Annotated in this window: 9 protein-coding genes; 3 read left to right on the forward strand and 6 right to left on the reverse strand. The window is 73.5% G+C overall.

Features of this window, described 5'->3' with window-relative positions; translation table 11 throughout:
* Positions 1 to 87 precede the first annotated feature (87 nt).
* Genes ABZK10_RS09600 through ABZK10_RS09610 form a run of 3 tightly spaced genes read right to left on the reverse strand, consistent with a single transcriptional unit; the run spans position 88 to position 3,361 of the window.
* On the reverse strand, positions 88 to 942 hold the full coding sequence (locus tag ABZK10_RS09600) for a sugar phosphate isomerase/epimerase family protein (protein WP_353809645.1): 855 nt from the start codon (positions 940 to 942) through the stop codon (positions 88 to 90).
* A gap of 20 nt (positions 943 to 962) precedes the next feature.
* Positions 963 to 2,174: a dihydrodipicolinate synthase family protein gene (locus ABZK10_RS09605; protein WP_353808968.1), complete on the reverse strand. Its 1,212-nt coding sequence runs from the start codon at positions 2,172 to 2,174 to the stop codon at positions 963 to 965.
* 2 nt (positions 2,175 to 2,176) lie between these two features.
* Positions 2,177 to 3,361 carry a Gfo/Idh/MocA family protein gene (locus tag ABZK10_RS09610; protein WP_353809646.1) on the reverse strand — a complete coding sequence of 395 codons (1,185 nt, stop codon included), beginning with the start codon at positions 3,359 to 3,361 and terminating at the stop codon, positions 2,177 to 2,179.
* A 470-nt stretch (positions 3,362 to 3,831) separates the two neighbouring features.
* Here ABZK10_RS09610 and ABZK10_RS09615 point away from each other — a divergent pair, with 470 nt between their 5' ends.
* Positions 3,832 to 5,322: an MFS transporter gene (locus tag ABZK10_RS09615; protein WP_353808969.1), complete on the forward strand. Its 1,491-nt coding sequence runs from the start codon at positions 3,832 to 3,834 to the stop codon at positions 5,320 to 5,322.
* A 71-nt stretch (positions 5,323 to 5,393) separates the two neighbouring features.
* Positions 5,394 to 7,667: a family 78 glycoside hydrolase catalytic domain gene (locus tag ABZK10_RS09620; RefSeq protein WP_353808970.1), complete on the forward strand. Its 2,274-nt coding sequence runs from the start codon at positions 5,394 to 5,396 to the stop codon at positions 7,665 to 7,667.
* Positions 7,668 to 7,781: 114 nt separating this feature from the next.
* On the opposite strand, the gene ABZK10_RS09625 is transcribed toward ABZK10_RS09620, so the two are convergent.
* A complete protein-coding gene (locus ABZK10_RS09625) occupies positions 7,782 to 8,828 on the reverse strand; it encodes a LacI family DNA-binding transcriptional regulator (protein WP_353808971.1) in 1,047 nt (348 codons plus the stop codon).
* A 345-nt stretch (positions 8,829 to 9,173) separates the two neighbouring features.
* On the opposite strand from ABZK10_RS09625, the gene ABZK10_RS09630 reads away from it, so the two are divergent.
* Positions 9,174 to 10,523, forward strand: a complete 1,350-nt coding sequence (locus tag ABZK10_RS09630) for a Gfo/Idh/MocA family protein (protein WP_353808972.1) — start codon at positions 9,174 to 9,176, stop codon at positions 10,521 to 10,523.
* A 63-nt stretch (positions 10,524 to 10,586) separates the two neighbouring features.
* Here ABZK10_RS09630 and ABZK10_RS09635 read toward each other — a convergent pair whose 3' ends face one another.
* Both ABZK10_RS09635 and ABZK10_RS09640 read right to left on the reverse strand, forming a co-directional pair.
* A complete protein-coding gene (locus tag ABZK10_RS09635) occupies positions 10,587 to 11,111 on the reverse strand; it encodes a hypothetical protein (RefSeq protein WP_353808973.1) in 525 nt (174 codons plus the stop codon).
* A 72-nt stretch (positions 11,112 to 11,183) separates the two neighbouring features.
* Positions 11,184 to 12,344, reverse strand: coding sequence for an MFS transporter (locus ABZK10_RS09640; protein ID WP_353808974.1), 1,161 nt, complete (start codon positions 12,342 to 12,344; stop codon positions 11,184 to 11,186).
* Between the last annotated feature and the right edge of the window lie 8 nt (positions 12,345 to 12,352).

The following is a 12,352-nucleotide window of genomic DNA, read 5'->3' on the forward strand; positions in this document are numbered from 1 at the left end:
CCGCACCAGCGATGGGGGAGGTGTGACGCCGCGGGCCGGGTCGGGCCGAGACGCGCCGGGTCGGGCGCGGCGCGCTGGGCGCCGGGGTCAGGCCGGAACGGATGCCGCGAGGTGCGGCGCGACGGCCGCGCCGAACGACTCGGCGGTGCGGCGCGCGACCTCGTCGAACGGGGTCGCCCAGATGTCGGCGTTGAACAGCTCGACCTCGATGTCGCGGGCGTAGCCCGTCGCCTCGACGGCCGCAGTGAGCGTCCCGAAGTCGATCACGCCGTCACCCGGGTAGTGGCGGCCCATGAGCACGTCCGCGGGCAGCGGCGTCGCCCAGTCGCACACCTGGTAGGTCGCGATGCGACCCGAGGCTCCGGCGCGGGCGATCTGCGGCAGCACCTCCGGGTCCCACCAGACGTGGAACGTGTCGACGACCGCGCCGACCACGTCGGCGTCGAAGTCCTCGGCGATGTCGAGCGCCTGGCCGAGCGTCGAGACGACGCAGCGGTCGGACGCGTACATCGGGTGCAGCGCCTCGATCGCGAGGGTCACGCCCGCGGCCTCGGCGGCGGGAGCGAGCTCGCCGATCGCGTCGCGCACCCGCTCGCGCGCGCCGACGACGTCGCGGGAGCCCTCGGGCAGCCCACCGCCGACGATCACGAGCACCGCGGTGGAGCCGTCGGCCCCGGCAGCGGCGAGCGTCGCGGTCTCCTCGATCGCGCGGAGGTTGTCGTCGATGGACGCGCGCCGGGCGGGCCCCTCGGGCATCGTGAAGAATCCGCTGCGGCAGTGGGTCGACAGCCGCAGGCCCGAGTCGGCGAGCCGTGCGGCCGACTCCGTCAGCCCGAGCCCCTGCACGGGCTCGCGCCAGGTGCCGATCGACCGGTAGCCGGCGCCGGTCAGCGCGGCGATCGCCTCGGGCAGCGACGCGTGCTTGATCGTGCCCTGGTTCATCGAGAGGCGGGGATGCGTGCTCACGCGAGCACCTCCGCGGTGGCGGATGCGGCCTCGGCCGAGGCATCCGTCGCCTCGAACACGCCGTTCAGCGTGAGCAGCGAGTGCCAGCGGGCCGCGGCCAGCTCGGGCCGCTCGAGCGCGCCGCACGCGTTGGCGAGTCGCACGATCTCCGACAGGTGCGGCAGGCTGCGCGCCGCGTGCAGGCCGCCGACCATCTGGAACGCGGCCTGGTGGCCGTTCAGCCAGGACAGGAACGCGACGCCGGTCTTGTAGTAGTACGTCGGCGCGGCGAAGATCTGGCGCGACAGCGTCTCGGTCGGCTGCAGGATGCGGTGGTACTCGGCCGTCTCGCCGGCGTCGAGCGCCTGGATCGCGGCCGACGCGTGCGGGGCGATCGCGGCGAACGCGCCCAGCAGGGCGTCCGAGTGCCCCTGTTCGTCGCCCGCGATGAGGCCGACGTAGTTGAAGTCGTCGCCCGTGAACATGCGCACGGCCTCCGGCAGGCGCCGGCGCACGGCGATCTCGGCGTCGGCGTCGAGCAGGCTCATCTTCACGCCGGAGACCTTGTCGGGTGCGGCCTCGATGATGTCGACGAGCGTGTCGGAGGCGGCATCCGTGTCGGTCGACCCGAAGTAGCCCTCGAGCGACGGGTCGAACGCCGTGCCGAGCCAGTGCAGCACGACGGGCGCGCCCGCCGCGGCCAGCACCTCGCGGTAGACGCGGCGGTAGTCGTCGGCCGACTGCGCGGCGCGCGCGAGGTGGCGGCTGGCCATGAGCACGGCGCCGGCGCCGGCGTCCTCGGCGTGGTGGAGCTGCTCCGTGTACGCCGCGATCACCTCGTCGAGCGTGATCTGCTCGTCCTCGACGTGGTCGGTGTTGACGCCGACCACGAGTGCGCCGCCCACCGACGCCGCCTCGGCGGCGCTGCGGGTGATGAGCTCGCGGGTCGCGGCCGGGTCCAGGCCCATGTTGCGCTGCGCGGTGTCCATCGCGTCGGCGACGCCGAGGCCCCACGAGTACACGTGGTGCCGGTAGGCGAGGGTCGCGTCCCAGTCGATCTCGGCGGGCTGCCCCGGCGTGTTGTCGGCGTACGGCTTCGGCACGACGTGCGCGGCGGCGTAGGCGACCCGCGAGCGCAGCGGATGCCGCGGGCGGTCGAACGCCGGGGCCTCGGCGAGCTCGACCGCGGCGGCCCGGCCGTCGGCGCCGAGCAGGGTCAGCGCGGTCATGCTCAGGCTCCCGCCCCGGTCAGCTCCGCCGCGGAGGCGCCCGACGCCGTGTCGGGCGCGCCCGCCACCGTCACCTCGGGCACCTCGAGGCGGCGACCCTGGTCGCTCGAGGCGAGGCCCGTCTCGGCGAGGAGCATGCCGCGGGCGCCGGCGAGGAAGTCGTAGTGGTTCGGGGCGTCCTCGACGACGTGGCGGATGAAGTCCTCCCACTGCACCTTGAAGCCGTTCTCGAAGACCTCGGTCTCGGGAGTCTCGAGCCAGGTGGAGGCGTAGTCGATGGTGTCGGGGATGTCGGGGTTCCAGACCGGCTTCGGCGTGGCGTTGCGCGGCTGGATCTTGCAGCCGAACAGTCCCACGACCGCCGAGCCGAGCGTGCCGTCGACCTGGAACTCGACGAGCTCGTCGCGGTTCACGCGCGTGGTCCAGCTGGAGTTCAGCTGCGCGGTGATGCCGCCGGCGAGCTCGAAGATGGCGTAGGCGGCATCGTCGGCGGTGGCAGCGTACGGCTCGCCCCGCTCGTCGACCCGCTGCGGGATCTCGGTGACGGCCTTCGCGTAGACCGACTCGACGCGACCGAACAGGTTCTCGAGCACGTAGTTCCAGTGCGGGAACATGTCGACGATGATGCCGCCGCCGTCCTCGGAGCGGTAGTTCCAGCTCGGGCGCTGGGCCGGGTGCCAGTCGCCCTCGAAGACCCAGTAGCCGAACTCGCCGCGCACCGAGAGGATCTGGCCGAAGAAGCCCGAGTCGATCAGGCGCTTCAGCTTGCGCAGGCCCGGCAGGTAGAGCTTGTCGTGCACGACGCCGTTCTTGACGCCGGCCTCCTTCGCCAGGCGGGCGAGCTCGAGCGCGTCCTCGAAGCTCTCGGCCGTCGGCTTCTCGGTGTAGATCGCCTTGCCGGCGGCGATGGCCTTCTTGATCGCGGGGAAGCGCGCCTTGGTGACGAGGAAGTCGGCGTAGATCTGCCAGCGGTCGTCGGCGAGCGCGGCGTCGAGGTCGGTCGTGTAGTGCTCGATGCCGTGGCGCTCGGCGAGCTCGGCGAGCTTCGCTTCGCTGCGGCCGACGAGCAGCGGCTCGACCTGCACGCGGGTGCCGTCGGAGAGCTCGACGCCGCCCTGCTCGCGGATCGCGAGGATCGACCGCACGAGGTGCTGCCGGTAGCCCATGCGCCCGGAGGCGCCGTTCATGATGATGCCGATCGTCTGCGCTGCCACGGGGAGTCTTCCTGTTCGTCGGGTGCGGATCCCGCCGCCGCCGACCGTGAGGCCGCAGCGATGCGGGAAAGCGTTTACCACAGTGTAGGACAGGTGCGGATGCCGCGCAACATCGTGTGCACCGAGGCGCGCGCGCCGCCTGGCCTGGCCGCCCACTCGTTGCCGAGACCCGTCGAACGACTGCGCTTCGGGCGCTGGGAACGCAGGTTCTCGACGGGTCTTCCCGGCGATGCGTGGGAGACCCGTCGAACGACTGCGCTTCGGGCGCTGGGAACGCAGCTTGTTGACGGGTCTCGGGTGCGGGGTGGAGGTGCGGGGTGCGCGGTGTGAGCCGGGCGCCGAGCGGAAAACCTAGCGATGGCTCGGGATTCTGCTACGATGCGTGTGAATCGTTTCACTCCCGCCGGTGCGCCGCCGGGCCGACCGACAACGGAGTTCACGTCATGACCTCGATTTCCGACCGGAGCGCATCCGGCCCCGCCGCCGTCCGTCAGCCCAACCCCTGGTGGATCGCCGTGATCGCCGGCATGGCCTCGTTCATCGATGCCGGCGCCATCGTCGCCACCGGCACGGCGCTCGTGCTCTTCCAGGACGGCCTCGGCGTGAGCGCCGCGCAGATCGGCCAGTTCTCCGCACTGCTCACCCTGACCATCGCGATCGGCGCGTTCACGGGCGGCCGCCTGGGCGACCGCTTCGGACGTCGCCGCGTGTTCACCGTGACGCTCATCGTGTTCGCGATCGGCGCCGCGCTCAGCGCCATGGCCTGGGACCCGGCCGTGCTGTACGTCTCGCTCGCACTGCTCGGCTTCGGCGCCGGCGCCGACCTGCCCGTGTCGATGGCGATGATCGCCGAGAGCGCCCCCGACGACAAGCGCGGAAAGATGATCACCTTCTCGCACGTGCTCTGGATGCTCGGCATCCTCGCGATCATCGTCATGGGCATCTTCGTCGGCGGCATGGGCACCACCGGCGGCCGCATCCTCTACGCCTTCCTCGCGGTCGTGGCCGTGATCGTGCTCGTGCTGCGCATCACGCTGCCCGAGTCGGCGAAGTGGCGGGCCGCCCACGACCGCCGCACGACCGCCATCGAGGTGGCTGCCGCCCAGGGCACGACCGCCGAGGCCGATCCGGGCGCGATCCGCAGCCTGTTCCGGGCGCCCGTGCTCGTGCCGCTCATCGCGGTCGGCCTGTTCTACGCCCTCGTCAACATCGCCGCCAACACGAACGGCCAGTTCAGCACCTACCTCTACGTCAACGTCGCCGGCTCCGACGTCTCGACGGCGTCGGCGCTCAGCCTGATCGCGTTCGGCGTCTCGCTCGTCGGCATGCTGACGCTCATGCGCCTCGTCGACACCCGCTGGCGCATGCGCGCCTTCGCGATCGGCGCGGTCTTCGTGCTCGCCGCGATGGCCGTGCCCGCGATCTTCGGGGTGACGCTGTTCACGCTCGTGCTGAACGGCGTGCTGTTCGCGATCGGCGGCGCGATCGCCGGCGAGCCGATGTTCAAGGTCTGGGCGCAGGAGCTGTTCTCGACGCTCGCCCGTTCGGGCGCGCAGGGCGTGATGATCGCCTTCACGCGCGTCATCGCCGCCGCCGTCGCGCTGGTCACGCCGGCGATCATCGCCGCGGGGCCGCAGGCGCTCTACTGGTTCCTCTTCGCCACGAGCGGCGTCGCCCTCGCGATGGGCGCGTTCTGGATCGCCCGGATGCCGCGGGCGGACCTCGCCGAGGAGGCGGATGCGGGTGCCGAGGCGAGCGCGCCGGAGGCATCCGTCGCCGAGGCGTGCATCACCGAGGCGTGCATCACCGAGGCGGGCATCACCGAGGCGGACGTCACCGAGGCGGACGTCACCGAGGCGAGCGTCGCAGGCGGCGCGGCGTCGGGCTCCGGGGCATCCGCTGCTCCCGGCACGGCCGGCACGACCGTGCGATGACCCGGCGGGTACGCTCCGAACGGGCCCCGGCCCACGACACCGAACCCGAGGACGGGCGGAAGGATCTTGCGATGACGCACCAGTGGACCGCGCGGATGGTCGCGCCCGACGACGACTTCGGCGGGGCGCCCCTGCTGCGACGGGAGGTGGTGCTCGACCCCGGTCACGGCGATGTCGTGCAGGCGACGCTCGCCCGCACCGCGCTCGGCGTGGTCGAGGCGTGGCTGAACGGCGAACGGGTCTCCGACGACCTGCTGACGCCGGGCTGGTCGAGCTACGAGTGGCGCCTGCGCGTCGCGGAGACCGACGTGACCGGCCTGGTCGCCGACGGCGCCAACGTGATCGGCCTCGCACTCGGCAACGGCTGGTACCGCGGCAAGCTCGGGTGGGCGGGAAACCGCAACCTGTACGGCGACGAGCTCGGCGCGTTCGCCGAGCTGCGCGTGCGGTTCGCCGACGGTCACGAGCAGGTCGTCGGCACGGATGCCGCGTGGGCCGCGGGCCCCGGCCCGACGCTCGCGAACGACCTCTACGACGGCCAGGCGATCGACGCACGACGGCGCGACGACGCCTGGCTGGGCGCCGGGTTCGACGGCGACGGCTGGGTCGGGGTGCACCAGCTCGAGTTCGACCACGCGAAGCTCGAGCCCTACCTCGGGCCGCCCGTGCGTCGCACGCAGGAGCTCGTGCCCGTGTCGGTGACGACGTCGCCGAGCGGCGCGGTGCTGGTCGACTTCGGCCAGAACCTCGTCGGCTGGGTGCGCGTCGCCGTGCGCGGCGAGGCGGGCGCCGAGGTCGTGCTGCGCCACGCCGAGGTGCTCGAGCACGGCGAGCTCGGCACGCGGCCCCTGCGGTCGGCGCGCGCCACCGACCGCTACCTGCTGAGCGGGGGCGACGACGTGTTCGAGCCGACCCTGACGTTCCACGGGTTCCGGTACGTCGAGGTGTCGGGCTGGCCGGGCGGCGCGGACGCGATCGGCGCGGGCGCGCTCACCGCGGTCGTCATCGGGACGGAGCTGCGCCGCATCGGCCGCATGTCGACGTCGAACCCGCTGCTCGACCGGCTGCACGAGAACGCGGTCTGGGGCATGCGCGGCAACTTCGTCGACGTGCCCACCGACTGCCCGCAGCGCGACGAGCGCCTCGGGTGGACGGGCGACATCGCCGCGTTCGCGTCGAGCGCCGCGTTCCTCTACGACGTGCAGGACTTCCTGCGCGACTGGCTGGTCGACCTCGACCTCGAGCAGCGCCACGCCGACGGGATCGTGCCGCTCGTCGTGCCCGACGCGATCAAGTACTTCGACGTGCCGCCCGAGTTCCCGAAGCCGGAGGCGATGGCGATCTGGAGCGACGCCGCGGCCTGGGTGCCGTGGGCGGTCTACGAGGCGTACGGCGACGAGCGCGTGCTGCGCGAGGCGTTCCCCGCGATGGCCGCGCACCTGCGGCGCGTGCGCGGGCTGCTCGACCCGTCGGGCGTGTGGGCGGCCGGCATGCAGCTGGGCGACTGGCTCGATCCGGATGCCCCGCCGGACGCGCCGTTCCAGGCCAAGGCCGACGGGCACGTCGTCGCGACGCTGGCCGTCTTCAGGTCGGCGACGATCGCGGTCGATGCCGCGCGGGTGCTGGGTGACGAGGCCGCCGCCGAGGAGTTCGCGGCGATGGCCGAGACGCTCCGGGCGGGCTTCCACGCGGAGTACCTGCGCGACGGGGTCATCACCTCCGACGCATCCGCCGTCTACGCCCTCGCCATCGTCACGGGCATGGTCGACGGCGACGACCTCGAGTTCGCCGGGCGCCGCCTCGCGGAGCTCGTCGCCGACAGCGGCTACCGCATCTCGACGGGCTTCGCCGGAACGCCCTTCGTGACCGATGCGCTCACGTCGACCGGCCACCTCGACGCGGCCTACCGCCTGCTGCTCCAGACCGAGTGCCCCTCGTGGCTGTACCCGGTCACGATGGGCGCGACCACGATCTGGGAGCGCTGGGACTCGATGCTGCCCGACGGCTCGATCAACCCGGGGGAGATGACGAGCTTCAACCACTACGCGCTCGGCGCGGTGATCGACTGGATGCACCGGGTCGTCGGCGGCCTCGCGCCGCTCGCACCCGGCTATGCGCGCATCCTGGTCGCCCCGCGGCCCGGCGGCGACCTGACTTGGGCGGACACGTCGCTCGAGACCCCGCGCGGGCTCGCCCGCGTGCGGTGGGAGCTCGCGGACGGCGCGCTCGCCGTGGTCGCCACGGTGCCCGAGGGCGCCGAGGCCGTGCTGCGCCTGCCCGGTGCCGCGGACGAGGTCGTCGTCGGTGGCGTGCACGAGCGATCGGTCGCGTTCGCGGGCGAGTGAGCGGATGCCGCGGGCGGTGCGTCCGCCCGGCGCATCCGCCGCCCGTGCGGTGGTCGAGACCCGTCGAATTGCTGCGTTCCGGGGCCGGCTGGGAGTGCAGCCTTCTGATGGGTCTCAGGTCGCGGCGGCGAGGCGGGGCGTGCTCTCGCGCACGACGACCTCGGTGGGCACCGCGGTGCCGGGCTCGGCGCCCTGCTCCGCGAGCGCGAGGCGCAGCGAGCGCTCGCCGACCTCCTCGAGCGGCAGGCGCACGGTCGTCAGGGTCGGGGTGACGTCGCGCACCGTGGGGATGTCGTCGAAGCCTGCGACCGCGACGTCGAGCCCCGGCTCGAGGCCGGCGTCGCGCAGCGCCGACATCGCGCCCATCGCCATCACGTCGTTCAGGGCGAACACGAGCTGTGTGTCGCCGAGCCCGCGCGCGATGAGCTCGCGCATGCCGGCGTAGCCGCCGTCCCGCGTGAACTCCGTGCGCGCGGTGCGGTCGGCGGGCAGGTCGGATCCGCCGGCGACGAGCCCCTCGGCGAACCCCGCGATGCGGTCCTCGCCGGTGCGGAGGCCCGCCGGGCCCGTGAGCGCCCCGAAGCGGCGGTAGCCGAGGCCCAGCATCTCGGTCGCGAGCGCGCGGGCGCCCTGGCGGTTCTCCAGCGCGACCGTGCGGAACGGGGTGTCGTTCGCGCTGATGAAGACCACGCGCCCGCCGGTCGACTCGAAGGCGGTGAGCTCGTCGAGCAGCGCCGCGGCGGCGGGGTCGTCGGCGCGGCGGGATCCGGCGAGGATCATCACGCGCGGGCGCTGGCCGCGCATCGCGCGGACGAGCTCGAGCTCGCGGGCGGAGTCGCGATCGGTCTCGGCCATGGTCACGATCAGCCGCTCGCTGTCGGCCTGTCCGACGACGCCCGCCGCGATCGAGGAGAAGTAGGGGTCGGCGATGTCTGCGACGAGCAGCGCCACGGTGGTGGTCGTGCCGCGCGCGACCGCCTGGGCGGAGAGGTTCGGGGTGTAGCCGAGCCGCGCGGCCGCGTCGAGCACGCGCTGGCGGTACGCCTCGTTGACCTTGCGCGTGCTGCCGTTGAGCGACCGCGATGCGGTGGCGAGCGAGACGCCCGCCTCGCGTGCCACGTCGTGCAGGGTGGCGGGCGTGCTCCGGCTGGTCTGGTCCACGGCGGCTCCCGTCTCGTGCCGCGGCCACGCCCGCGGTCGCTTCGACCCTACCGCCGCGCGGGAATGCGGTGTCCGAGCCGGCCCGCACTCGCACCGGACGACTTCGGTCGAGCGCGCGCGCACGGTGGAACGGGCCCGTCGCCGGACTGCGCTCGCAGGGCTGGGAACGCAGCCCGTCGACGGGTCTCGGCGGCGTGCGGACGCCGGGGCCGTAGGCGGGGTGCGACGGCGGGTGGAGGAACGGTTGGATCTGAGATAACGTTTTCCCGGGTCGCGAAGCGGCTCGAGGCATTCGATCGACCGGGTGCCGGGAAACGGTTTCTCACGGACGAGGCGAAGGACCAGATGGCACCCCCCGAACGCTACGGACTCATCGGCACCGGATCGCGCGCCGGCATGTACGTCAACGCGCTGACCGGCACGCAGTTCGGCGTCGAGCCCCTCGACGAGGTCGCGACGCTCGTCGCCTGGTGCGACGTGAACCCCGGGAGGCTCGACGTGTACGAGCGCGAGGTCGTGGCATCCGGCCACCCGGTGCCGACGCGCTACGCCGTGGAGGACGTCGAGTCGATGGTGCAGGGCGAGCGGCTCGACCGCGTCGTGATCACGACGCCCGACTTCACCCACGCCGAGTTCGTGACCCGGGTGCTGCGCGCGGGCGCCGACGTGGTGGTCGAGAAGCCGCTCACGATCGACGCCGAGGGCGTGCGCGCGATCGGCGCGGCGATCGAGGAGACCGGGCGCGAGGTCATCACGACGTTCAACTACCGCTACAGCCCGCGCAACTCGTCGCTGCGCCGCCTCATCGCCGAGGGCGCGATCGGCGAGGTCACGAGCGTGCACTTCGAGTGGGCGCTCGACACCGTGCACGGCGCCGACTACTTCCGCCGCTGGCACCGGTACAAGCAGAACTCCGGCGGCCTGCTCATCCACAAGGCCTCGCACCACTTCGACCTCGTCAACTGGTGGATCGGCGCGGCTCCGGTGCGGGTGTTCGCGAGCGGCGGCCTGCGCTTCTACGGCGCCGACAACGCGCAGGCGCGCGGCCTCGGCGCGCGCCCCGAGCGCGGCACGGGCACGACCGGCGACCCGTTCGCGCTCGACCTCTCGCTCGATGCCCGCATGAAGGAGCTCTACCTCGACAACGAGGGCCACGACGGCTACCTGCGCGACCGTGACGTGTTCGACGCCGGCATCACGATCGAGGACAACCTCTCGGTGCTGGTCGACTACGACTCGGGCGCGACCATGAGCTATTCGCTGAACGCCCACAGCCCGTGGGAGGGCTACCGCGTGACCGTGAACGGCACCGAGGGCCGCGCCGAGCTCGAGGTCGTCGAGCGCGGCGCCGTGCTCGTCGGCGAGGACGGCCGGGTCGTGGTCGACCCGAGCATGCACCCCGGCTACTCGCCCGAGGACGAGGTGCGTCCCGACTCCGAGCGCCTCGTGCTGCAGCGGCACTGGGAGGGCGCGCAGGTCGTGCCGATCCCCGAGGGCGTCGGCGGCCACGGCGGCGGCGACGCGTTCCTGCTCGAGCACCTCTTCCACCGGGTGCAGGCGGATGCCCCGCTGGGGCGCATCGCCCGCTACGCGGACGGCGTGCGTGCGGTCAGCGTGGGCATCGCGGGCAACCGCTCGCTCGAGACCGGCCTGCCGGTGCGCATCGCCGAACTGGAGCTCGGCGTTCCGGCGTAGGGCGCCGCAGGCCCCGTCGATCGAGATGGGGTGAGCGGATGCCCCGGGGCCGGCGTCGGCGCGTCAGGCGGCTCCGGCGATCAGGGCGATCGCCCCGCCGACGAACACGACGACGGCGACGCCCGCGATGCCCGCGAGCGGCACCCAGAATGCGCGCTTGCGCAGCACCAGCAGCGTGATCGTCGCGACGAGGCAGACCACGCCGACGACGATCGGCCCCCAGATCGCCACGTTCAGGCCGACCGTGAACAGGTCGCACGAGCCGTTCACGCAGTTCGGGGCGCTCAGGGCGAACAGCGACCCGATGAACACGCCCGTGATCGCGACGCCGATGAGCAGCAGCACGAGCACGATCGAGAGCACCAGGTCCCAGACGCGCACGGGGCGCACGCGGCGGGTGCGCCCGTCGGGAGCGGCAGCGTCGGCGGGGGCGCTCGTCCCGGGGGTGCTGCGCTCGGCCGCGGTGCGCGACGCGGAGCCGGTTGCGTCCGCACCGCTCGGCTGCGCGTCGTTGCGGCCCTCGTCGTCGTGCCCGGATGGGGTGCCGTCGCTCACTCGCTGCTCCGCTCCGGCGCCGATCGGCGCCACGGCTCCTCATCCTGCCGCTCCGCGACAGGCGGGGTCAACGGGGTGCGGAAGCGAGACGTCCGCTCGCCCGGCTCAGTCCTCGATCGTCGCGGCACCGCGCGGGTAGGCGAGCAGGAGCGCGCCGGAGGCGATCCAGCACAGGCCGACGCCGGTGAGCAGCCAGCCGGCGCCGACCGAGACGGCGGCGACGCCCGCGACGCCCGCACCGGCGGCGGCGGCCGCCGCGCGCAGGCCGCCGCCGACCGTGAACACCTGTGCGCGCACCGCGCGGGGGCTCTGCAGGGTGCGCAGGCGCAGCATCGCGGCCGTCGATGCGGCGGTGAAGACGCCCGAGAGGGCGATCGCGCCGATGGTCCACCACGAGCCGATGTCGAGCAGCGCGACGATCGTGAGCGCACCGGTGGCGGCGAACCCCGCGCCCATCGAGAACTCGGGGGAGCGGGTGTCGGGGCGCCACGAGATCCAGAGCGAGCCGACGAGGGCGCCGACGGCGAACGCGGAGACGATGACGGCGCCGCCGTCGGGGTCGCCGGCGCGTTCGATCGTGAGCGCGACCGCGGCGATCGCGAGCGCGCCGCCGCCGAACTGGCTGAGCGTGCCCGATGCGGTGACGACCGCGAGGGGGCGGTGCCGCGCGATCCAGGTGAGGCCGTCGCGCATCGCGCGCCACGGCGAGCCGACCGAGGCGTTGCGCGGGCGCAGGTGCGTCGTCAGGGCGGCGGACGCGCCGATGGCGGCGGAGGCCGCGACCACGAGCATCGCGATGCGGGCGGAGCCGAGCGCCGCAGTCGCGGCGACCGTGCCCGGGCCGATGACCGCGCCGATGTTGTACGACATGGCGTCGAGGGCGAACGCTCGCCGCTCGTGCGGGATCTCGTCGGTCACGAAGCTCGACAGGCCGCCCATGGTGAACGGCGAGACGGTGCCCGCGACCACCAGCGCCGTGAACACGAGCCAGAGCGGCACGTGGCCGAGGAACGCCGCGACTGCGAACGCCGCGGCCGAGCCGAACCCGGCGGCGGCGATGAGCCGGCGCGGGTGCGCCGAGCGGTCGAGCGCGACGCCGGCGAGCGGAGCGGCGAGGATGCTCGGTGCCAGCGAGACGGCCACGAGCGCGCCGCCGAGGGCGACGTCGCCGACCTGCTCGACCGCGAGGATCGGGATGCCGACGCCCACGCCGCCGACCGCGAGGCGGAGCGGCGTCGCCGTCGCGAGGTAGTTGCCGGCGCTCATGTGGTGCT

Origin of the sequence: Agromyces sp. SYSU T00194 (assembly GCF_040496035.1) — a bacterium.
In the GTDB taxonomy this organism is placed as follows: domain Bacteria; phylum Actinomycetota; class Actinomycetes; order Actinomycetales; family Microbacteriaceae; genus Agromyces; species Agromyces chitinivorans.

Excerpts from the sequence above, each read along its gene's own strand:
- ABZK10_RS09600 (WP_353809645.1), bottom strand. The coding sequence starts at position 942 with ATGAACCAGGGCACGATCAAGCACGCGTCGCTGCCCGAGGCGATCGCC.
- ABZK10_RS09605 (WP_353808968.1), bottom strand. The coding sequence starts at position 2,174 with ATGACCGCGCTGACCCTGCTCGGCGCCGACGGCCGGGCCGCCGCGGTC.
- ABZK10_RS09610 (WP_353809646.1), bottom strand. The coding sequence starts at position 3,361 with ATGAACGGCGCCTCCGGGCGCATGGGCTACCGGCAGCACCTCGTGCGG.
- ABZK10_RS09615 (WP_353808969.1), top strand. The coding sequence starts at position 3,832 with ATGACCTCGATTTCCGACCGGAGCGCATCCGGCCCCGCCGCCGTCCGT.
- ABZK10_RS09620 (WP_353808970.1), top strand. The coding sequence starts at position 5,394 with ATGACGCACCAGTGGACCGCGCGGATGGTCGCGCCCGACGACGACTTC.
- ABZK10_RS09630 (WP_353808972.1), top strand. The coding sequence starts at position 9,174 with ATGGCACCCCCCGAACGCTACGGACTCATCGGCACCGGATCGCGCGCC.
- ABZK10_RS09640 (WP_353808974.1), bottom strand. The coding sequence starts at position 12,344 with ATGAGCGCCGGCAACTACCTCGCGACGGCGACGCCGCTCCGCCTCGCG.